Annotated in this window: 14 protein-coding genes; 11 read left to right on the top strand and 3 right to left on the bottom strand. The window is 61.3% G+C overall.

Annotation, left to right across the window (positions count from 1 at the left end; all coding sequences use genetic code 11):
• The first annotated feature begins 84 nt into the window (after positions 1–84).
• The 3 genes from kaiC to Thiowin_RS04570 all read left to right on the top strand — a co-directional run bounded on the left by kaiC (position 85) and on the right by Thiowin_RS04570 (position 4,371).
• Positions 85–1,791, top strand: a complete 1,707-nt coding sequence (kaiC, locus tag Thiowin_RS04580; RefSeq protein WP_328986558.1) for a circadian clock protein KaiC — start codon at positions 85–87, stop codon at positions 1,789–1,791.
• Positions 1,788–2,120 carry a circadian clock KaiB family protein gene (locus Thiowin_RS04575; RefSeq protein WP_328986557.1) on the top strand — a complete coding sequence of 111 codons (333 nt, stop codon included), beginning with the start codon at positions 1,788–1,790 and terminating at the stop codon, positions 2,118–2,120. The genes kaiC and Thiowin_RS04575 overlap by 4 nt, the downstream gene beginning before the upstream one ends.
• A gap of 67 nt (positions 2,121–2,187) precedes the next feature.
• Entirely contained in the window at positions 2,188–4,371 is a 2,184-nt protein-coding gene (locus Thiowin_RS04570; RefSeq protein WP_328986556.1) for a sensor domain-containing protein, read from the top strand.
• Here the strand turns inward: Thiowin_RS04570 and Thiowin_RS04565 are convergent.
• Positions 4,365–4,946 carry an NUDIX hydrolase gene (locus Thiowin_RS04565; RefSeq protein WP_328986555.1) on the bottom strand — a complete coding sequence of 194 codons (582 nt, stop codon included), beginning with the start codon at positions 4,944–4,946 and terminating at the stop codon, positions 4,365–4,367. The genes Thiowin_RS04570 and Thiowin_RS04565 overlap by 7 nt on opposite strands.
• A gap of 151 nt (positions 4,947–5,097) precedes the next feature.
• Between Thiowin_RS04565 and glgX the strand changes: the two genes are divergently transcribed.
• On the top strand, positions 5,098–7,173 hold the full coding sequence (glgX, locus tag Thiowin_RS04560; protein WP_328986554.1) for a glycogen debranching protein GlgX: 2,076 nt from the start codon (positions 5,098–5,100) through the stop codon (positions 7,171–7,173).
• A gap of 93 nt (positions 7,174–7,266) precedes the next feature.
• On the opposite strand, the gene Thiowin_RS04555 is transcribed toward glgX, so the two are convergent.
• A complete protein-coding gene (locus Thiowin_RS04555; protein WP_328986553.1) occupies positions 7,267–7,818 on the bottom strand; it encodes a Uma2 family endonuclease in 552 nt (183 codons plus the stop codon).
• Positions 7,819–7,981: 163 nt separating this feature from the next.
• Between Thiowin_RS04555 and Thiowin_RS04550 the strand changes: the two genes are divergently transcribed.
• From Thiowin_RS04550 to Thiowin_RS04520, 7 genes are all read left to right on the top strand, one after another.
• A complete protein-coding gene (locus Thiowin_RS04550) occupies positions 7,982–9,301 on the top strand; it encodes an FIST signal transduction protein (protein WP_328986552.1) in 1,320 nt (439 codons plus the stop codon).
• A 69-nt stretch (positions 9,302–9,370) separates the two neighbouring features.
• Entirely contained in the window at positions 9,371–11,641 is a 2,271-nt protein-coding gene (locus Thiowin_RS04545) for a putative bifunctional diguanylate cyclase/phosphodiesterase (RefSeq protein WP_328986551.1), read from the top strand.
• 243 nt (positions 11,642–11,884) lie between these two features.
• Entirely contained in the window at positions 11,885–12,901 is a 1,017-nt protein-coding gene (gnd, locus tag Thiowin_RS04540) for a phosphogluconate dehydrogenase (NAD(+)-dependent, decarboxylating) (protein WP_328986550.1), read from the top strand.
• A 94-nt stretch (positions 12,902–12,995) separates the two neighbouring features.
• Positions 12,996–14,579, top strand: coding sequence for a glucose-6-phosphate dehydrogenase (gene zwf, locus Thiowin_RS04535; protein WP_328986549.1), 1,584 nt, complete (start codon positions 12,996–12,998; stop codon positions 14,577–14,579).
• Between the two features lie 25 nt (positions 14,580–14,604).
• Entirely contained in the window at positions 14,605–18,087 is a 3,483-nt protein-coding gene (locus Thiowin_RS04530; protein WP_328986548.1) for a mechanosensitive ion channel domain-containing protein, read from the top strand.
• Between the two features lie 198 nt (positions 18,088–18,285).
• On the top strand, positions 18,286–19,803 hold the full coding sequence (gene ppx, locus Thiowin_RS04525) for an exopolyphosphatase (protein ID WP_328988005.1): 1,518 nt from the start codon (positions 18,286–18,288) through the stop codon (positions 19,801–19,803).
• A 151-nt stretch (positions 19,804–19,954) separates the two neighbouring features.
• Positions 19,955–21,700, top strand: a complete 1,746-nt coding sequence (locus tag Thiowin_RS04520; protein ID WP_328986547.1) for a diguanylate cyclase — start codon at positions 19,955–19,957, stop codon at positions 21,698–21,700.
• A gap of 90 nt (positions 21,701–21,790) precedes the next feature.
• On the opposite strand, the gene Thiowin_RS04515 is transcribed toward Thiowin_RS04520, so the two are convergent.
• The gene (locus tag Thiowin_RS04515; protein WP_328986546.1) at positions 21,791–22,264 is read right to left on the bottom strand and encodes a molybdenum cofactor biosynthesis protein MoaE; all 474 of its coding nucleotides are present in this window, start codon (positions 22,262–22,264) and stop codon (positions 21,791–21,793) included.
• Positions 22,265–22,271 lie beyond the last annotated feature (7 nt).

Here is a 22,271-nt window from a genome sequence, read left to right as displayed (position 1 = left end):
ATCTCATCAAGAGACCAGGTCGCCATCAGTGGTAAACTTCCGGGTTAACCATTCTCTATCCTAGCCCCAAGGTTCCTGCCCCCCATGTCCTGCGTAAACACCCCTGTCAACAAGGCAAAAACCGGTATCCAGGGATTTGACGAGATTACCGGCGGCGGACTGCCGGCCGGGCGAACCACCCTGGTCTGCGGCGGACCTGGTTGCGGCAAGACACTCTTTGCCATGGAGTTTCTGGTCCGCGGCGCGACCGAATTCAATGAGCCCGGTATCTTCATGGCGTTCGAGGAGAGCATGCCGGAGTTGTGCGCCAATGTTGCCTCGGTCGGCTTCGACCTACAGAGCTTGCTGGTGGAGAAACGCCTGCTGGTCGACGAGGTGGAGCTGGATCCGGAAACGCCGGCGGTCACTGGCGATTTTGATCTCGACGGGCTCTTCCTGCGCCTGGCCGATGCCATTGATCGCATTGGGGCCCGCCGTCTGGTGCTCGACACACTCGAGAGACTCTTCGGCAATCTGCCCAACCCAAACATTGTGCGGCGCGAACTGCACCGCTTATTCCGCTGGCTAAAGGAACGCGAGGTCACAGTCATCCTCACCGCGGAACGTGGCGATGGCACCCTCACCCGGCATGGACTGGAGGAATACGTCTCCGACTGCGTCATCGTGCTGAGTCATGAGCTTGAACACCTGGTCTCCACCCGCCGGCTGCGGGTGTTGAAGTACCGCGGCTCCGGTCACGGCACCAACGAATATCCCTTTCTGATCGATGACGAGGGCATTTCCATTCTCCCCGTCACCTCGGTCTCACTCGCGCATGAGGCGAGTCAGGAGCGCATCTCATCCGGCGTCGAGCGCCTGGATGACATGCTCGGTGGCCAGGGGTTCTTTCGTGGCAGTTCGATTCTGATCTCGGGCACGGCCGGTACCGGCAAAACCAGCCTAGCCGGCCATTTTGCCAACGCGACCTGCAAGCGCGACGAGCGCGCGCTTTACTTCGCATTCGAGGAATCCCCAAGCCAGATCGTGCGCAACCTTTGCTCCATTGGCCTCGATCTGAGCCCCTGGATCGAACAAGATCGCCTGCGCATCGTCGCCACCCGACCATCCTTCGCGGGTCTGGAGATGCATCTGGCGCTCATGCACCGGCAGATCACGGATTTCAAACCTCAGACGGTTCTGCTCGACCCGCTGAACAGTTTTCTCGAGTCCCATGAAACGCAGCAGCTTATCGAGGTCAAAGCGATGCTGATGCGGATGCTGGATTTCATCAAGCTACAGGGTATTACCGGTTTTTTTACCAGCCTCACTGGAGGAGGCGAGGTCTCCGAGCGCACGGATGTGGCCATTTCATCCCTGATCGACACCTGGATCGCACTCACCGCCGTCGATGCCAATGGCGAGCGCAACCGTCGTCTTGGCATCATCAAGTCGCGCGGCATGGCACATTCGACCCAGACCCGCGAGTTCCAGCTGACCAACTCTGGCATCCAGCTGATTGACCCCTACCTGGGCATTGATGGGCGCCTGACGGGCTCGGCCCGCGTCGCCGAGGAAGAGCGAGCGCGGCGCGCGGCGCGCGAGCGCGAGCGCGGCCTTGTGCAACAACGCGAGGAACTGGAATTGCAGCGCACCCTGATGGAAACCCGCATCAACACACTCAGAACCGAGTTCCAGCTTCTTGATCTGCGCACTCAGGGCACGCTGGATACTGAAAACACCGCACTGCATGACGCGGGTCACATGGCCAATACCGCGAGGCAAGGGGCAACCAGCACCGGAGAGCCCGAGTGAGTATTTCGGTTCCGGGCGCTGGCAGGTGCACGCCCGATTCCCCTCTGCTCCTGCGACTCTATGTCGCCGGGCAAAGCCCAAAATCCGTGGCGGCCTATAGCAACCTGACACAGTTGTGCGAACAACGTCTTGCCGTCCCCTATCGCATTGAGGTGATCGACCTACTCGACAACCCGGCACTCGCACGCGAGGATCAAATCCTTGCCATCCCCACCCTGGTACGTCGCCATCCCGAGCCGGTGCGCAGAGTCATCGGCGATCTTTCCGACGGTGATCGCGTGCTGCTCGGCTTGGATCTCCCAGTCACACCTCCTGCCGCCAAACCTTGACGCCGCTGCTAGAACGCCCGTGACCAGCGGCCAGGAATTGCCCGCCGGCGCATCGCCGGCCGGTGCGATGTTTGATCAACTGAGCGCCGAAAACCAGCATCTGCGCGCGCGCCTCGCCGACGCCGAGGAAACCCTGCGCGCCATTCGCGAGGGCGAAATCGACGCCCTGGTCATTTCCAATAATCAAGGTCTGAGCGAGCGCCTGTTCACGCTCGAGGGCAGCGATGCCTCCTACCATGCCCTGATCGAATCCATGAGTGAGGGCGCCCTGGTGCTGACCGCCGCGGGCCTGGTGTATTACGCCAACCGACGTCTGTGCGAGATGCTCAAGACAACCCATAAGGCCCTGGCCGGCACCCCATTCAAGCAGTGGATCAAGCCCGCCGATCACCCCTGGTTCGACAGTCTGCTGCGCCAGGACACCACGCATCGGGCCCACGGCATCGAGATCATGCTAGTGGCCTCGGATGGGTCCGAGACCCCCTGTCATCTCTCGGTCAGCGTGCTACCCGTCGGGCATGATCAAGTCTATTTCAGCCTGGTCGCAACAGACCTGGCCGAGCAAAAAGCCCATGAGGATCGCATTCTCGCCGCCGAGCGACTGGCTCGCTCGATTCTCGACCAGGCCACCGAGGCCATTGTGGTCTGCGACCGCACCACCCAGGTGGTGCGAGCCAATGCCCTCGCGCGCCAACTCTGCGCTGTTAACCCTCTGGGTCAGGTCTTTGCCAACGTCCTACCGCTGCGACTGCCAAGTGGCGCGCAGTTCGATTTGCATGGTTTTATTGGAGATCGTGATCGCCATCCGTTCGAGGCACATCTTGAATTGCAAGATCAGAGCCTGACCATGTTGGTCGGCGTCGGCCCCTGGCTTGGCAGCGATGGCGGCATGCTCGGTACCATCGTCACCCTGACCGACATCAGCGAGCGCAAAGCGGCCGAAGAAGAAATCTTTCGCCTGGCTTTTTACGACCCGCTCACCAGCCTGCCCAACCGGCGACTGCTCGAGGAATGGGTTAGCCGCCAGATTGTGCAGTACATCCGCAGTGGCCGCCACGGCGCCCTGGCCTTTATCGATCTGGACAACTTCAAAACGCTGAACGATACCCGCGGGCACGATGTTGGCGATATTCTGCTCCAGCAGGTCGCCGCGCGAATCAAGAACGCCATTCGCGAATCCGATATCCTGGCGCGGCTCGGCGGTGACGAGTTCGTACTCATCCTGGGCGAGCTCGATCAGGACCGGCACGAGGCCCAGCAGCAGGCCGAGGCTGTTTGCGCCAAGATTCACCGCAACGCGCGCGAACCCTACCTCATTGATGGACATGAATCCCGCAGCACGCTAAGCATAGGTATCACCCTCTTTGGCGAGCAAAAAACCTCCCTCGACGAACTCCTCAAACGCGCAGATCTGGCCATGTATGAGTCCAAGGCCAGCGGACGCGACACCTGGCGCTTTTTTGACCCGCAGATGCAGCAGGCACTCGAAAGCCGAGCACGACTTGAGGATCGCCTACGCCTCGCGCTGCGTGACGGCGGCCTGTGGCTGGACTACCAGCCGCAGATCAACCGCGAGCGGCGCCTCATCGGCGCCGAGGCCCTGCTGCGTTGGCAAGACCAGGCGGAAGGGCAAATCTCGCCGGCAGTCTTCATCCCCCTGGCCGAAGAGACCGGACTCATACTGCCTCTGGGCGACTGGGTGCTTGACCAAGCCTGCGCACAACTTGCCAATTGGGCCAAGCAGCCGGGAACAGCAGCACTGACGCTGGCGGTCAATGTCAGCGCCCATCAATTTCAGCAGCCGGACTTCGTCGCCCGGGTTCGCGAAGTGATCGCCCTTCACCACATCAAACCCGGCCACCTCAAGCTCGAACTGACCGAAACCCTGTTGCTGAAAGATATGACCGAGGCCGCGCAAAAAATGGAGGCACTCAAGGGAAGTGGGATCGGATTCTCCCTTGATGATTTTGGCACGGGCTACTCCTCGCTTGCGTACCTGAAACGCTTGCCGCTTGATCAACTGAAAATCGATCAGTCCTTCATCCGCGACCTCCTGGAAGATTCAAGCGACGCAGCCATTGTCGACGCCATTCTCGGCATGGCCCGCAGCCTGGGCCTCCAGGTCATTGCCGAGGGAGTGGAGACCGACGAGCAATACAACTTTTTGCTCGGACACGGTTGCGACGCCTTCCAAGGCTATCTGTTCGGGCGCCCCGGGCCATCGAACCAACTCAGTGCGGGCATTCAGTAGAGCAGCACACGGTAGTGTCGCTCCGATCCGGGGTTGCGCGTGGTTTCGCGATGAATATCGCCAGAATGGAGCAAGGTCCCGGCGCTGCCGCGGTCAGAAAAGTAGAGCTTGAGGGTCTCGGTGACCACCGCGAAGGCGATTCCCGACCAGGGAAGCTCGGCTTCGGTGAAAAGCCCCACCTCGGTGCTCTCGTCACCGGCGGAAAAGTCCAGATCGAGCAGGCGCGCGCGAAACAACAGGTAAAGCTGCCCGATGTGCGGCAGATTAAACAGGCTGTAGAGCGGGCCGATGTCGACCCGGGCATTGGCTTCCTCAAGGGTTTCGCGCGCCGCGCCCTCGCGCGCCGACTCGCCATTTTCCATGAAGCCCGCGGGCAGGGTCCAGAAGCCCCGCCGCGGCTCGATAGCGCGCTTGCACAGCAGGATTTTGTCCTCCCATTGCGCAATGCAGCCAACCACCACCTTGGGATTCTGGTAGTGAACGGTGCCGCAGGCCTTGCAGACATGACGCGGGCGATGGTCCCCTTGTGGAACCCTGACAGCAACGGGCGCACCGCACTCACTGCAAAATTTCATCGCGGTTGATCCTCTTCGCTGGGCTTGGGCTGTTATTCTATACCTGTTCGCCGCCACATTTTGCCTGGCTGGGGTCCAAAACCCAGGTCGCTTGCGACCAGCCGCGACCCAGTCTCCCTTTTTTCGTTTTCAGTTTGTTTAAGGTATTTCCATGGCACTGGGCCCATTCGAGGTCGCTACCGGAACCTGGCACCGCGCGGGCGCGCGCTTGGTCGAGGGTGGCGTGAACTTTTGCTGTTTCTCGCACACCGCCACCCGGGTCGAGCTATTGCTGTTCGAGCAGGCCGACAGCCAGGCGCCCTTCCAGACCGTCGCGCTTGACCCCAGACAACACCGAACCTTCTTCTTCTGGCATCTGCTGGTGAGGGATCTGCCCGAGGGCATCTTCTACGGCTGGCGCATGGACGGTTCCTGCGACACGCAACGCACCGGCTGCCGGCATGACCCAGGCAAGCTGCTCCTCGACCCCTGGGCCTCGACCGTGAGCGACCGACTGTGGGATCGTGCCCGCGCCTGTCAGCCGGGAGACAATGTCGCCAGCGCCATGCGCGGGCAGATTGTGCGCGACAACTACGACTGGGAAGGCGATGAACATCCACCAATTCCCTTGGTCGATGCCATTATTTACGAACTGCACGTCGGCGGCTTCACTCGCCACCCCTCGGCGCGGGCCGAGCATCCCGGCAGCTTTCGCGCCCTGATCGACAAAATCCCCTATCTCCAGGAACTCGGCATCACCCATGTGGAATTGTTGCCCATCATGGCCTTTGACGTGCAGGACGCGCCGCCCAAAACCCGCGAACTGGGGCTTGAGAACTACTGGGGCTACAGCACCCACAGCTTTTTCGCGCCCCACCCGGGGTATGCGGTGGACCAGAGCCGCGCGCGCGATGAATTTCGCGACATGGTCAAGGCGCTCCATCAGGCCGGCATTGGCGTTATTCTGGATGTGGTCTTCAACCATACCGCCGAGGGTGGCGCGGCCGGGCCTATCATGAACTTCAAGGGGATGGACAACGAGGTCTTTTACCATCTGGGCTTTGAAAACCGCGCTCAATACCGCGACTACACAGGTTGCGGCAATACGGTGAATTGCAACCACCCACTGGTGACCCGTTATCTGATCGACAGCCTTTATTATTGGGCACATGACATGCACGTCGATGGCTTCCGCTTCGATCTTGCCAGTGCCATGGCACGCGGGGAGGACGGCGAGCCGCAGCATCACGCGCCCATTCTCTGGTCCATTGAACTCTCGCCCGAGCTGGCTCGTGCCCACATCATCGCCGAGGCTTGGGATGCGGCCGGACTGTACCAGGTGGGGGATTTTCCCGGTTATCGCTGGGCGGAATGGAATGGCAACTACCGTGATGTGATTCGCTCCTTCGTGCGCGGTGATCCTGGAATTGATGAAGTGGCCACCCGCATTGCCGGATCAAGCGATTTGTACCAGGCACGCGGGCGCCGACCGGGTAACTCCATTAACTTTATTACCTGCCACGACGGCTTCACGCTGAACGATCTGGTCAGCTATAACGAAAAGCGCAACCATGCCAATGGCGAGGACAATCGCGACGGTCATAATGACAATCGCAGCTGGAATTGCGGTGTGGAAGGCCCCACCGATGACCCGGCCATTATCGCGCTGCGCCAACGCCAGACGATGAACTTCATCGCCATTCTGATGCTGAGTCAGGGCGTACCCATGATACTGGCGGGCGATGAGGTTCTGCGCACCCAGCGCGGCAACAATAATTCCTATTGCCAGAACAACGAGCTGAGCTGGTTCGACTGGAGCCAGGTGGAACCCAACCGGCGCATGCTGGACTTCACCCGCGGTCTGATCACGCTGCGCCGCCGCCATCGGAACCTGCGCCGTCGGCATTTCCTCACCGGCGAGGTCGAGCGCGACCATGGTCTGCCCGACATCAGTTGGCATGGCGCGCGCCTGAATCGCGCCGCCTGGGGCGCGGCCGATGCCAGACTGCTGGCCTTCACCCTGACCGCGCACGAGGACGGCGAGGAGCATCTGCATGTGATCATGAACATGAACGACAAATCCGCCCTGTGCGAACTGCCACAATTAGCCGGCCGCCAGTGGTTCCGTGCCGTGGACACCGCCGATCAACGCCCGGTGCTGCCACCGCCAGAGCAGCCAGGTATCAGCGTCGCGCGCCTGATGGTGGTGGCGCGCAGTGTGATGGTGTTTGAGTCGCGCGCCACTTGATCATCAATGGTTGATCATCGATGCCGGCGTGATCGGCTACCCCAAAGCGAGCAAGCCCCCCAAAGGATCAAGCCCCCCACAGGATTAATCCCCTCAGCGGAAGACTTTGTCGTAGATATCCGCCATGGCCAGCGCGCAGTCCAGGCTTGGCAGGACGACGCTGGCTCGCGCATCGGTGATCTCACTCATTAACCAGTGGGCATCATCCTGGCGCTGGTAGTGGATCACCCGCGCTGAGTCCTGCGCGACCAGCACATACTCCTGCAAACTTTCGATCTGGCGATAGCGCGCGAACTTGCCGCCCATGTCAAAATCCGCCGTGCTCGGAGACAGCACCTCGACGATCAGACTGGGGTTCATGAGATTATCCCCGTCGGCAAAGCTTGGATCACCGCAAACAACACTGACATCGGGGTAGAAATAACTATCGGCGACCCAGAGTCGCAAATCGCTGGGGTAGACGCGGCACGGGCGTTGTTTCAGGGCCGAATTCAATTCGGTCACCAGATTACCCACGATCAAATTGTGCGCGGGGCTGGCGCCCGCCATGGCAAATATCTCGCCCGCAACATATTCGCTCTTGTTTTCGGCCCGTCTCTCCTGGTCCAGATACTCAGCTGGCGTGATTTTCGGCAATGCGGTCATGGCACTCCTCTCGATGACATCTTTAAGTGCAAAAGACCTTTGACCCGGCTTGCGCATCAAGGCCTGGTTTGAATCTAGTATACTGACGGCTGAAAGCATCGTGAAACTGGCGACAGCCTGCCGCCACCTTCGCCCTTCCCGAGACCCCGGAAGATGTATGCCCATGCCTTCGAATCATCCCGGTCATGATGTCGCCGTTGGGCAGGCCCGCCACGCCGATGCCTCCACAGCCGCTCGCCTGGCCGCGCGACAGGCATTGGACCAGCTCCGACTCACACCGCATTGCTATCGGCAACCCAATCCAGACCCCGCCCGGGAACCCGCCCAGAAACCCGCCTGGCTGCTTGCCTTCGCCGGCGGACAGCACGACCCCGCGGCCATCCTTGAAGGGCTGCGCGCCGAACTCGGCCCTTTGCCCGTCATCGGCGGCAGCGGCACGGGCATCATCACCGCGCAAGGCGCCCACAGCAGCGGCTATGAATGCGGACTCATGCTGTTCAGCCAGGCGCTGGCGCCTGCGGCCATCATCCGTGTCGCCGGGCTGGAGGTGGACGAAGCCGCGGCCGGTCGCGCGCTTGGCCAGCAGCTCAACGCCCTGGCGCTCGGTCCCGAGCGCCTGGTGCTGCTGTTCTATGATTCAGTCAATAACAAGACCTGCCCCCCTAGCTTGCATCTGTGCAGCCGCCTGCTCGACGGTCTGCACCAGACGCTCGGCACCGACCCGCCGCTGATTCTCGGTGCCGGCACCCTCACCGATCTCGAGATGTCCGACAGTTATCTGTTTGATGGTGAGGGCATGACCCGCCACACGGCCGTGGCCGTGGTCCTGCCCGCCGGACTGCGGGGACACAACACCATCATGCACGGCTGCCTGCCATCCAGCGATTTTCTTGAAGTCACCCGCATCGACGGCGCCCGCCTGCTCGAGATCGACGGCCAGCCGGCGCTGCGGGTGGTCGAGGAACGTCTGCGCCTGACCCGCGAGGAACTCCTCGCCCGCCAGCCGCTGCCGTCCATCACCATCGGCGAGAAACACGGCGACCTCTACGCCCCCTTCAATGACGACCAATACGTCAATCGGCTCGTGGTCGCCATCGATCCGACCGAGGAAGCCCTGATTCTAACCGAGGCCGACTTCCATCCTGGTTCCCGCATTCAAATCATGAGCTACGCACCCGAGCGCATGATCGCCTCCGCCCAAACCCAAACAGAGGCGCTGCGCGAGCGACTCACTGGCCTTCAGCCAGTCTTCGCGCTCTATATCGACTGCGCCGGCCGCTCCATGGCCTTCGCTGGCCTCGATGAGGACGAATCCGCCCCGGTGCGCGAGTTGATCGGCGCACTCTGCCCGCTGCTTGGCTTTTATTCCGGCATCGAGATCGCGCCCTTCATCGGCCGCGCCCGGCCACTCGACTGGACCGGCGTGCTGCTGGTCTGCACCGCCGGCGCGCCGACCTCGTCCGGCCAGACGACAGCGAACTGACCACGGGCATCTGAGCAGCCAAGCTGACACGCACCCTCCCAAGGAAAAACACCCCGCGGAACCTCAACTGTGAACGACCCGCTCAACCCAGACGCCCTCGCCTACTATCGCCAGCAGTGCGATGAACTCGGCGCCCGCATCATGCGCTTGCAGGAGGCAGTCGCCCGCGCCCAGCGCGAGGCCCAGCGCAGCCGCACCTTGGCGCTGGTGGTGCAACAGGTCCATGCCGTCTCCCAATCACTCCCTGAAGAAGACAGCTACCCCGAACAACTCGGAGCGCAACTGCTGATGCTGCTGGTCGAGCAGCTAAAGATTGACGCCGCCGGTCTTATTCACGTAACGAATACACCTGGCCACTATCGACTGGTGCAAGCGCTCGGCATTCCGCCGCAAAGCGTCATACCAGTACTCGAAGAGTCACCGAATCGCGACGCCTGCCTGCCGCTGGAACACCCCATCCTGCGCGCCACCGGACTGGCCGAAGCCCTGTGGGTCGAAGCACCGCCGTCGCGCTGCATGCTGCTGCTGGGACTCCGCCCCAAGGCCGGAGCCCGCCACCGCCAGCTCAATGCCGCCGACAGCCAGATCGCGGAGGCCGCCATCAGGGTCTACGATGGTCTGCTCGGCCGCCAGAGCGCGCTCAGCGCCCAGCGGCACCTGCAAGAACGCCTGGATCTGGCGCTCGAGGGCGCCGATGTTGGCCTCTACGAGGTCAATCTCGAAACCGGCCAAGTCCATTACGACGACCGTTTCGTGCGCATTCTCGGCGGTGACCCGGCGCACATCCCACGCAATATCAGTGAATGGCGGGAGCGCATTCACCCCGATGATGCCCAGACCGTGGAGCACATTGCAGCCGAAGCGCTCACCGGCCAAAGAGACCGAGTGCAGCTCGAGTACCGCTTCCGCCATCAATCCGGCGCCTGGATCTGGCTGCTTGACCGTGGCAAGGGTTTCGAGCACGATGCCAAGGGACGCCCACGCCGCGCTGCTGGGAGCTGCCTCGACATCACCGAGCACAAAATGAGCGAGGCCGCCATCCATCAGCTCGCCTTCTTCGACCCCCTAACCGAACTGCCCAACCGGCGCCTGTTTCTCGATCGCCTTGCCAGTGTCCAGGCCAGCGCGAGACGCAATGGTCGTGTCGGCGCCGTACTGTTCCTCGATCTCGACCGCTTCAAGCAGATCAACGACGCACGCGGGCACGAAATCGGCGATCAACTCTTGCGCGAGGTGGCCTCCCGTCTGCGTGCGCTGCTGCGCGCGGAAGACACGGTCGCGCGCTTCGGCGGCGATGAGTTCGTCATCCTCCTCGGTAATCTGTCCGAGGACGAGGCCGAGGCCTCCCACTACGCCCGCGCCGTGGCGGAAAAAATTCGCCACAGCGTCGCCCTGCCCGTCAACCTGCCCGCGGGCGAAATCCACTCGGAAATCAGCATTGGCATTACCTTGCTGCGCGGCACCGAGGATGGCGATCATGACTTGCTGCGGGAAGCCGACACCGCGCTCTACCGCGCCAAGGAGGGTGGCCGCAATTGTGTGCGTTTTTTTGAAAAATCCATGCAAGAGGCCGCCGAGGCGCGCTTTAATCTGGAGCGCGAACTCAAGCAAGCGATCGAGGCAGAGCGTGACCTAACCCTCTACTACCAGCCGCAGGTTGACGCCTCGGGACGTCTGACCGGCACCGAGGCCCTGCTGCGCTGGCGCCATCCCGGCCAGGGCATGATCTCACCGGCCGTCTTCATCCCGGTGGCCGAGGACACCAGCCTGATCCTACCCATCGGCCGCTGGGTGCTGCGCCAAGCGTGCCATTTTCTCGCCCACACCGACACACACAAGCATGCGTTGCGCATGTCCGTCAATGTCAGCCCCAGGCAATTCCACCAGGCGGATTTCGTCAGCCAGGTCCACCAGGCCGTGCGCGACGCCGGCATCCCGCCCGAGCGCCTGACCCTGGAACTGACCGAAGGCGTCGTCATTGAGGACATTCAAAGCACTGTGCTCAAAATGCGCGAACTCAAAGACCTCGGCGTGCGCCTGTCCATTGACGATTTCGGTACCGGCTACTCCTCGCTCAGTTATCTCAAGCGCATGCCGGTCGATGAGCTGAAAATCGATCGCAGCTTCATCCAGGATCTAAGCACCGACTCCAACGACGCCGCCCTGGTGGAAGCCATCCTCTCCGTCTGCCGCCATCTGCGGGTCAGCGTGATGGCCGAAGGTGTCGAGACCGAAGAGCAACTGCACTTCCTGCGCGCCCGCCGCTGCGACGGTTATCAGGGCTACTACTTCGGCATGCCAATGCCTGGCGAGACCTTGCTGCAAAGCCTTGGGGATTAGGTACTTCCAGGCGATACCAAAGTCATCGTTAACGCCTTGATGAGTGATCAGCTTGCACTCAACAGTCGCCAAAGACGGATATACTGGGCACCTCATCTCAAACCTCTGTCTTTAACCATTTTCAAGCCTTCGCGGAATCGCGACAACGGCGGGCCGGTGTTTGCCGTGATCTTGACTGAAACCCAAGAAACCCCTATTCCGCCGAACTGAACCCACTCGCAACCCACCCCAGGGAGACAACCAATGCAACTCGGAATGATCGGACTTGGCCGCATGGGCGCGAACATGGTACAGCGGCTGATGCGCGCTGGTCACGGCTGCGTGGTATTCGACAACAACCCAGCACAGATCCAGGCATTGGCCGAGCAGGGCGCGACCGGCGCCGCGAACATGGCGGATTTTTGCGCCAAGCTCGGCGCGCCACGCGCGATCTGGATCATGGTGCCGGCGGCCGTGGTCGAGTCGGTGATCGATCAGCTCGAGCCACATCTGACAACCGATGATGTGCTGATCGACGGCGGCAACTCTTATTATCAGGATGATATCCGCCATGCCAAACGCCTCGCCGAGCGTGGCGTGCATTTTCTCGACTGCGGCACCAGTGGTGGTGTTTGGGGACTGGAACGTGGCTATTGCCTGATGATTGGCGGCGACACCGAAGCGGTCGAGCGGCTTGACCCGGTTTTTTCCGCCTTGGCCCCTGGCTTAGGCGAGATTGAGCGCACCGCGGGGCATCAGGGCCCACCGAGCCGCGCGGAGCAGGGTTATCTGCACTGCGGACCGAGCGGCGCAGGACATTTCGTAAAAATGGTGCACAACGGCATTGAATACGGCCTGATGGCCGCCTATGCCGAGGGTTTTAACATCCTCAAGCATGCGGGCGTCGGGCGTGCCGACCATGCCACCGATGCCGAGACCGCGCCCCTGTCGCATCCGGAGTTCTATCAGTATGAGATTGACTTGGGCCAGGTGGCCGAGGTCTGGCGCCGTGGCAGCGTGATCGCCTCTTGGCTGCTCGACCTGACCGCCAATGCGCTGGCCGATGATCCGCGTTTGAACCAGTTTGGCGGCCGGGTATCGGACTCGGGCGAGGGCCGCTGGACCAGCATCGCGGCCATTGAATCCGGCGCCCCGGCTCCGGTCCTCACCGCCGCTCTGTTCGAGCGCTTCAGCTCGCGCGGCGAGGGAGACTTCGCCAACCAGCTCCTCTCGGCGATGCGTTATCAGTTCGGCGGCCACCACGAAAAACCCCAGTCCTGATCAGCGCAACAGCGCTTCCATCCGCCACCCTGGCGCCACGACGGGAATCCGGCAGCACCCCTTCCAACTTCCAACTTCCAACTTCAAAACGTCTATGTCCCTAACCCACACCGACTTCATGCAGGCGCCGCCCGCCACGCCCAATGTGATGATCATCTTCGGCGCCGGCGGCGATCTCACCCGGCGCAAGTTGGTGCCGGCGCTCTACCACCTGTGCGCCGCCGGCCTGTTGCCGGAGAGCTTCGCCATGTTGGGGCTCGACCGCCTGGAACTGGACGACGACAGCTTTCGCGAACGGATCGCTGAAAAAATGGCCGAGAGCGTGGGCGATGGCTTTTCCCTGGATGTGTGGGAGCGGCTGCGAGGGCGCCTGCACTATATGCGCATTGATATGCTCGACGGCCAGGACTACGAGCAGCTGTGCGAGCGTCTGACGCACATCGACGCACTGAAACAGCATGATGAGCACAGCACCGAGGGCAATTATTTGTTCTACCTGGCGGTGCCGCCGAGCCTGTTCGGACCCATCACCGACCGCCTGGGCGAAGTCGGCCTGCTGCATGAGAGCGACGGTGACTGGCGGCGGGTGATTATCGAAAAGCCCTTTGGCCGTGATCTCGAATCCGCCGTGGCGCTAAACGATGCGCTGCATCGCAACATGAACGAGGAACAGATTTATCGCATCGATCATTACCTGGGCAAGGAGACGGTGCAGAACATCATGGTGTTCCGCTTTGCCAATGGTTTTATCGAGCCGCTGTGGAACCGCCATCACATCGACCATGTGCAAATCACGGTGGCCGAGTCGGTCGGCGTCGAACATCGTGGCGCCTACTACGAGGAAGCCGGCGCCCTGCGCGACATGATTCCCAACCATCTGCTGGTGTTGCTTGGTTTTCTCGCCATGGACCCGCCGAATTCCTTCGAGGCCGAGGCAGTGCGCGAGGAAATCAACAAAGTACTCGATGCCATCACGCCGCTGACGCCCGAGCAGGTGCTCACCCACGCCGTGCGCGGCCAATACGGCGCCGGCACCATGGCCAATGGCGAACAGGTCGGCGCCTATCGCGACTCGCCCGATGTGGATTCGGAATCGCGCACCGAGACCTTCGCCGCGCTCAAGCTGCAAATGGACAACTGGCGTTGGGCTGGCGTGCCCTTTTACCTGCGCACCGGCAAGCGCCTGGCCACCCAGTACACCGAGGTGGCAATACAGTTTAAGCGCGCGCCCACCATGATGTTTCAGGACACCGACACCGAGCAGCTCGAACCCGACATGCTGGTGCTGCGCATCCAGCCCAACGAGGGCATTCAGATGAGCTTTGGCGCCAAAATCCCTGGGCCCAAGATGCAGGTCGGCACGGTGAACATGGATTTTTGCTATGAGGACTATTTCGGCAACAAACCTGCCACCGGCTACGAGACCCTTATCTACGACTGTATGAATGGGGACGCGACCCTGTTCAAGCACGCCGACACGGTGGAGAAAGGCTGGGAAATCGTGCAGTCGGTGATGGATGTCTGGCACGCGCTGCCGCCGCGCGACTTTCCCAACTACCAAGCTGGGACCTGGGGCCCCTGCGCCGCTGGTGAACTGCTGCGTCGCGATGGACGGCGCTGGCGACGCATCGAGCATCATGGCGTGACTGACACCAGCTGTGATGAAAAGCGCTCCTAGGAGCCCCAAGTCCGCATTGCCCATCATGTGGTCATCCCCTGGCCAAGGCGTCGCCATCAAGTCATTGTCCGCCCGGACAGTCACCGCCTTGGTGCTGGCCCTGGGCGTGCTCCTTGGTCCGAGTTGCACCGCGGCTCAAGCGGACACGGCCCAACCTAGCCCCCCCGACGCCCCCCTTGAATCCAGCCTGACGCCGGCGCTGATCGAGAGCAAAATCAAGGAAGTCGAAGCCAGCAGCAGCCTTACCCCCGAGGCGGTCAAACGCCTGGTGGAACAATACCGCGTCGCGCTCAGCAACATTGAGGAGTTGAACCTCTTCGCCTCGCGCGCGGCAAGCTTCCGCACCGCCATTGAGCAGGCGCCGCGTGATGCCGAGGCCTTGCGAGCTCAGGCCATCGAACAACGCGCTCAATCGCTTCCCGCCGATCCCCTGCCCGAGGACGCCAATCTGGCGCAAGTGGAACAACAACTGGCACAACTCCTCGCCGAAATAACCGCCGTCGAGGCCAAGCTCGCCGAACTCGACAAGGTGCTCGATGAGAACGCGCGCGAGCCGACACGCGCACGCAAGCGCATCACCGAGGCCAATCGCGAACTCGATGAGGTCAACGCTCAACTCAGCGGCAACGAGCAGACACTGCTAAGCCCACTCGAAGTCCAGGCCCAGCGCTGGGCGCTTGAGACAGCCCGCGACCGCTTGCGCGCGGAAGTCCTGATGCTCGACCAGCAACTCCTGAGCACCAGCGCGCGCAGCGATCTCAATCTCGCCCGCCGCACCCTGGCCGAGCAGACCCTGGCCGATCTGCGTGACCAGCGTGCCCTGCTCGAAAACGAGGCCGACCGTCTGCGCCAAACCGAGGCTGAACGCCTAAGGAGCGAAACAGCCGACGCCGAACGCGATCTGGCCGACGCTCACCCACTGGTGCGGGAACTCGCGCGCGAGAACACCCGCTTGAGCGCCGCTATCACTGAATTGACCGAACGCCTCAATTATCTAGACGAACGTCAGAGCGAGCGCGACGACAGTCGCCGCAAGGTGGATGACGCCTTCCGTAGCGCCCGGCAACGCTTGGAGGCCGCCGGCCTAAGTCGCGCGCTCGGACAAGCGCTGGTCACCCAGTACCGACAACTTCCGGACGCCTCCGCGTTGCGCACGGACATCACCGACATTGCCGACCGCATCGCCGAGACCAGCCTGAACCTGGTGCGCTACCGCGACCAGTTACGGCGCGACAAGGAACTGGAGCAACGCATCGCTGCTGCCATCGACGCGCTTCCGCCCGCTGAACGAGAGGCACTGGAGCAGCGTCTGCGCGATCAACTCGCCCGTCGCGACGATCTTCTTCACCGGCTGATCGCGATTGAAGAAAGCTACCTGCGTGCCATGAGTGAACTGGATGCCAGCACCCGCGCGCTGATGCGCGGTGTCAGGGACTACCGAAATTTTCTCAGCGAACGCCTGCTCTGGGTGCGCAGCGTGGTACCCATCAGTGAGCAATCCTTTGCTGATTTCCCGGCCGCGCTGGCCTGGCTGAGCGCACCCAATAGTTGGCGTTTGGTGGTGGACATCATCAAACACGAAATCACAACATCTCCCCTGCTTTGGATCGGTCTCACCCTGGTTTTCATCCTGTTGGTAAAAGGCCCGGCGCTACGCCGGGCCATTCGCGCCGCTGGCGAGCCCCTGCGTCGCGTTGGCAGCGACAAATTTGCATACACGATGAAGGCCTTGGTGCTCACTCTAATACTGGCGCTGCCCTGGTCGCTGCTCCTGGCGCTCACCGGCTGGCGGTTGGAGGTTTCCACCATCGCCACTCCCTTTAGTATCGCCATTGGCAGTGCCCTGGCGGCGGTTGGCTTCGGGCTCTACTACCTGCGCGCCTTTCATCTGCTCTGCCTCCCGGGTGGTGTCGCGGACCGGCATTTTCGCTGGAGTTCCCACGCCATCACCCAGCTGCGGACAAACTTCCGCTTGGCCACGCTGGTGCTAACTCCACTAGGCCTGATTGCCGGCGCGACCGTTCTGCATCCAGACCCCGGCTTTAGTGGCACCCTGGGGCGTTTGGCGCTGGTGGCTTTGATCCTGGCGCTTGCCGTGTTTACGGTGCGACTCACCAATCCCACCACGGGCGTCTTTCGCCCCTTGCTGCTTGCCCATCCCAAGGCCTGGTTGAGCCGCCTGCGCATGCTCTGGTATCCGGCGCTCATCGCGGTGCCCGTGCTGCTCGCCTTACTGGCACTGGCAGGATATCTTTACACGTCAGGGATTTTACTCGAGTATCTGATCAGCGAGCTTTGGCTCATTCTCAGTCTGGTCGTTGTCCATCAACTCATCGTTCGCTGGCTGATCCTGACCCGGCGCAGTCTGGCTCTCCAGGCAGCGCTGGATCAGCACATCAGTGACCCCGCCGATGACTCCACCGCAGCCCCCGCGGAAATGTCTAGACCGCCAGACAGCAGCGTCAACCTGGCCGCGCTCGACGAACAGACCCGACGACTGATCAACAGCATGATCCTCGTCGCCGGCGCCGTTGGCGTCTGGCTAATCTGGTCCGATGCCCTCCCCGCGCTCGGGCTGCTTGATCGTCTCACCCTGTGGCATTACACCGCCACCGTCGACGGATTGCAGACCCGGATCCCGGTCACGCTTGCCGACCTTGGCCGGCTGCTACTGATCATCAGTGTCGCCCTCATCGCCGGCAGGAACCTCCCCGCCCTGCTTGAGATCATCCTGCTGCGTCACACCACGATCAGCCCCGGCATGCGCTACACCCTGATCACCCTCACCGGCTACAGCATCACCGCGGCCGGCGCACTGCTGGTCTTCAGCACCCTGGGACTGTCCTGGTCGCAGGTCCAGTGGCTGGTGGCGGCACTGAGCGTGGGCATCGGCTTTGGTTTGCAGGAGATCGTCGCCAATTTCATCAGTGGTCTGATCATTTTGTTCGAGCGTCCGATCCGCGTTGGCGACGTGGTCACTGTCGGAGACACCACCGGCATGGTCACCCGCATTCAGATCCGCGCCACCACCATTCGCAACTGGGACAAACAGGAGTTACTGGTTCCCAACAAGGAATTCATTACCGGACGACTGCTCAACTGGTCTCTGACCGATAAAATCAACCGCATGACCCTGGTGGTGGGCGCCGAATACGGCTGCGACACCCGCAAAGCGCTCGCCCTGCTGGCCGAGGCCGCCGCCGAAAATCCACGGGTGCTCGAAGACCCGGCCCCGCTGATCACCTTCGAGGGCTTTGGTGACAACTCGCTCACGCTGGTGCTGCGCTACTATCTCGGCGAACTTGACTGCCGGCTGTCGGTCACCTCGGAACTGCACCAGGCCATCGCTGACAAATTCCGCGCCGCCGGCATTGGTATCGCCTTCCCGCAGCGCGATATTCACCTGCATGCCAGCGCGCCTATTCCGGTCGCGCTGCAGGCAGCGGAGAACCGTCCAAGAGTAACACCGGACCCCGTCGCCGCCGGCACCCCCCAACCTGGGCTATGACGGACTGACCCGAATTTTCCGTGGCTACCATGCCGGCTTTTGCTAAGCTGAGGTCTCCTTGACGCCTGCTCACCGCTACGATAGCTGGCGCGCTCCCGCTTGCCAAAGGCCGCGAGCTGATTCTTTATGGAACCAAAGACCATCGACGCGGACATGTCACTCCCGACTCCGAGCACCACCGACCAACCCCCGCCGCGCATGGATCCACTGAGCGACAAGGCGGTCGAGGACGCAGGCGAGACCTTCGCCGCGCTGGACCTGGGCTCCAACTCCTTTCATCTGCTCATCGCGCGCAGCGATGGCGGAACACTCAAGGTCATTGATCGCTATAAAGAGATGGTCCGCTTGGGCGAGGGGCTGACCGAGAGTAGGGACTTGCGCCCGGACGTGGCGGAACGCGCGCTGGCCTGCCTGGAACGCATCGGCCAGCGACTGCGCGCACTCAAGCCCGCCAATGTGCGGGTGGTGGGCACCAATACGCTCCGCCAATTGCGCAACGGCGCGGATTTTCTCGCACGTGCCGAAGCAGCCGTGGGGCAACCCATCGAAGTGATCGCCGGGCGCGAGGAAGCGAGACTGATTTACCTGGGTGTCGCCCACGGACTGGCCATCGGCGATGAAAAGCGACTGGTGATCGATATCGGCGGTGGCAGCACCGAACTGATCGTTGGTCATGGCTTTACCCCGCTGCTGCGCGAGAGTTTGCACATGGGCTGTGTCAGCATGTCGCAACGTTTTTTCAACGACGGGCGCATTACCCTGGAGCGCATGGATCGCGCCGAGTTGGTCGCGGCCATTCAAATCCGCCCGGTGCGAGAACTCTTCCGCCAATCAGGCTGGGAGACGGCCACTGGCAGTTCCGGCACCATCAAAGCCATTGCCACCGTCCTCGCCGGCGAGGGCTGGTGTCATGAAGGCATTTGCGCCGCCGGACTGACCCAACTGCGTGAAGCCCTCATTGACTGCGGCGAGCGCGACAAACTCAGCTTCAAAGGCCTGAGTGACAGGCGCCGCCCAGTCTTTGCCGGCGGTGTCGGCGTGCTGCGCGCGCTCTTTCAGAACCTGGCCATTGAGCACATGCACGTATCCGACCAGGCGCTGCGCGAGGGCGTGATTTATGAGCTCATCGGACGCATCCATCACGAGGATGTGCGCGAGCGAACCGTGGCTACCCTGTGCCGTCGCTTCGATGTTGATCAAGAGCAGGCCGAACGCGTTCGACACACGGCCTTGCAACTCTATGACCAACTTGGCGAAAGCTGGAAGCTCAATCGCCACGAATACGCCTGCATGCTCGGCTGGGCAGCGCAGTTGCACGAGATCGGCCTGGCTGTTTCCCATAGCCAATATCAAAAGCACGGTGCCTACCTGCTGCGCAACGCGGATCTCTCCGGCTTTACCCGCCAGGAGCAGGAGGTGCTCGCCACCCTGGTCATGTCGCATCGGAGAAAAGTCCCCAAAGAGGCCTTTGCCTCGCTACCCGAGGGGAAAAGAGACTGCGCGCGCCGGCTCTGCGTGTTACTGCGCCTCGCTGTTCTCATCCATCGCGGCCGCTCGGCAAGCGCCAAACCCAACCCAATACTCACCGCCGACAATGCCACCCTGTCACTCTGCTTCCCCGACAACTGGCTTGCCAAGCATCCGCTATCGCGCCTGGAACTCGAGGAAGAATCAGAACGCCTGAGCCAGGTTGGTATCAGCCTGGCGTTCTGCTGACCAACAACACCCAATTTGCCGGCGAACTATGCTTGCAGCGCGGCAGCTTCACCTCGGCCTTGGCACTGTTAAGTGACCAAAACCGATGAAGTGGTGACTGCCATCCTGATCTAGACCCAAGGTTCAACAAAACACAGCCAACTAGCCTCTGATGCGTTCGCAACTGCGTTTGTTGATTCCAAGTGCCCTGCTATTTGTCTGGCTGGTCGGTCTTTTTCATTACATCATCGACCTCGAACGCGAGCGACTCGCTCAGGATCGGCGCGAACAGGTTTCCCTGGAGTTGACCGATTTCATGGTGCGCCTTGAATCGGAGCTTAATGCCAATGTGTTTCTTGTCAATGGCTTAATCGCGCATATCGCAGCGGTCCAAAGAATTGACGAGGAGCAGATTCAAATTGCGTTGCAAACGCTATTCGAACTGGGTCGCCATGTGCGCAATGTCGGCATTGCACCTGGCAACCGGATTTCCCACGTTTATCCCCTTGCCGGGAATGAATCGGCAATAGGTCTGTATTATCCAGAGCATCCCAAGCAGTGGCCGGAGGTGCGCGCGGCGATTGAGTGTCGCTGTACCGTTCTTGCCGGCCCTGTCGAACTCTTTCAAGGTGGTCAAGGATTGATTAGCCGCACGCCAGTCTTTCTTGGCGACAGCCACTACTGGGGGATGATCAGTCTGGTACTGGATTTCGACAGCCTTTTTGCCGCGGTTGGACTGACACCGCAAGTGCGCGGCATTCGCTTCGCGCTGCGCAAGGTTCCGGCAAGCAAGCTGGAAAATACCCAAAAGCTGCCATTTTTTGGCAATCCCGATCTGTTCACGACGGATTCCCTGCGCCGCTGGATGATGGTTCCTGGCGGCTCTTGGGAAATTGCGGCCAAACCCGTCGCGGGCTGGCAAGCAAAATCTGTCTTGCTCAATCTTGCCACCTGGATGGGTCTGATCTTCGCGGCTGTCATGGCAGGACTGCTGTGGGCGTATTTAAGCAATCGCCAACAGGTCATATTCAGCGAGCGGCGTTTGCGCACCATCCTTGCCACGACCCACGATGGCATGATCGTGATCGACGCGAAAGGCAGAATTCTGGAATTCAATCCTGCGGCAGAACGCATGTTCGGTTACAAAGCACAAGAGTTACTTGGCGGCTCGGTCAATCAACTCATGCCAGAAAACGATGCGCGCCAGCATGACCATTATGTGCGCGCATCCTCCGTCCCCGCCAATCGTACGCGCAAGATGAGCGGACGGGAGATCGAAGGGCAAAGAAGCGATGGAACGCGCTTTCCGCTCGAGATCACCGTGGGTCATGCCGAGATGGCCGGACAACGCTTGTTTGTCGGAGTATTGCGCGACATCAGCGAACGCAAGGACATCGAAGCCAAACTCATCCGTCTGGCCACCACCGACAGCCTGACGGGGACACTCAATCGGCGCGCCTTTCTGGAAAGCGCCGAGGATAGCTGGCAATTGGCCATCAGACATCATCGCCCGCTCTCCTTGCTACTGATTGATGCTGATCATTTCAAACAAGTCAATGATACCTATGGACACCAAATTGGTGATCAAGCGTTGCAGTCCCTTGCGGATAGTGTGCGCAAGTGTCTGCGCAACCGCGACCGACTTGGGCGTTTTGGCGGTGAGGAGTTTATCGTTTTGCTGCCGGAGACAGAATACGCACAGGCCATCCATGTGGCCGAGCGATTACTCAGCACAGTTCGCGCCGTACGAATTTTGGTGGCTGGTCGAGAACCGCTCGCAGTGACGATCAGCATCGGACTAGCTACGCGCGAACCGACCCTGGCACGCCTCGACGATCTGATTCGACGCGCCGACGAGGCGCTTTATCGCGCCAAGCACGAGGGTCGGGATCGTATATGCGCATGGAAGGCATCTTGAAGGGAGCTTGCCACCCCAGTGAACGCCACCCCAGTAACACTAGCCCTGCGCGGAGGCGGCCTTGGAATGGCCAGATTCTGGAATAGTCTTCTAATTCAATGGCTGACATGAGGATGTCCATCGCTCTGCCGCCAAGGCATCCTGCTCGCGGTTTTGGACCCAACGGGGACCCTCGGGTGTGAGTTCGCGTTTCCAGAACGGGGCTTGGGTTTTGAGTGCGTCGATAAGAAACTCGCAGCCACGAAAAGCATCGCCGCGGTGGGTGCTGGCAGTCAACACAAGCACAATGGCATCGGCGGGCTGCAGGGGGCCGACTCGATGAATGACGCGCGCACCGGCAAGCGACCAGCGGGCGCGTGCCTCATCCAGCAGTCGCTGCAAGACTTTTTCGGTCATGCCGGGGTAGTATTCCAGCATCATTTCTCGCACCTCCTGCCCATGGCTCGAATCTCTCATGATTCCAACAAAGCTGACCACCGCACCGATACCAGGCAGGCGCTCACGAAAAGTGAGCTGCTCCTGCTCGGGATCGAATGCCCCAGGCTGTACCCGTACATCGAACATAGCAATT

The sequence above is a fragment of the Thiorhodovibrio winogradskyi genome (genome assembly GCF_036208045.1).
Taxonomy (GTDB): domain Bacteria; phylum Pseudomonadota; class Gammaproteobacteria; order Chromatiales; family Chromatiaceae; genus Thiorhodovibrio; species Thiorhodovibrio winogradskyi.
The sequence above is the reverse complement of the archived record's forward strand: the minus strand, read 5'-3'. Positions and strand labels throughout refer to the sequence as shown.

Bases quoted from the DNA above. Each gene is read 5' to 3' on its own strand.
- kaiC (WP_328986558.1), top strand. From the start codon at position 85: ATGTCCTGCGTAAACACCCCTGTCAACAAGGCAAAAACCGGTATCCAG.
- Thiowin_RS04570 (WP_328986556.1), top strand. From the start codon at position 2,188: ATGTTTGATCAACTGAGCGCCGAAAACCAGCATCTGCGCGCGCGCCTC.
- Thiowin_RS04565 (WP_328986555.1), bottom strand. From the start codon at position 4,946: ATGAAATTTTGCAGTGAGTGCGGTGCGCCCGTTGCTGTCAGGGTTCCA.
- glgX (WP_328986554.1), top strand. From the start codon at position 5,098: ATGGCACTGGGCCCATTCGAGGTCGCTACCGGAACCTGGCACCGCGCG.
- Thiowin_RS04555 (WP_328986553.1), bottom strand. From the start codon at position 7,818: ATGACCGCATTGCCGAAAATCACGCCAGCTGAGTATCTGGACCAGGAG.
- Thiowin_RS04550 (WP_328986552.1), top strand. From the start codon at position 7,982: ATGCCTTCGAATCATCCCGGTCATGATGTCGCCGTTGGGCAGGCCCGC.
- gnd (WP_328986550.1), top strand. From the start codon at position 11,885: ATGCAACTCGGAATGATCGGACTTGGCCGCATGGGCGCGAACATGGTA.
- zwf (WP_328986549.1), top strand. From the start codon at position 12,996: ATGTCCCTAACCCACACCGACTTCATGCAGGCGCCGCCCGCCACGCCC.
- Thiowin_RS04530 (WP_328986548.1), top strand. From the start codon at position 14,605: ATGTGGTCATCCCCTGGCCAAGGCGTCGCCATCAAGTCATTGTCCGCC.
- ppx (WP_328988005.1), top strand. From the start codon at position 18,286: ATGGATCCACTGAGCGACAAGGCGGTCGAGGACGCAGGCGAGACCTTC.
- Thiowin_RS04520 (WP_328986547.1), top strand. From the start codon at position 19,955: ATGCGTTCGCAACTGCGTTTGTTGATTCCAAGTGCCCTGCTATTTGTC.
- Thiowin_RS04515 (WP_328986546.1), bottom strand. From the start codon at position 22,264: ATGTTCGATGTACGGGTACAGCCTGGGGCATTCGATCCCGAGCAGGAG.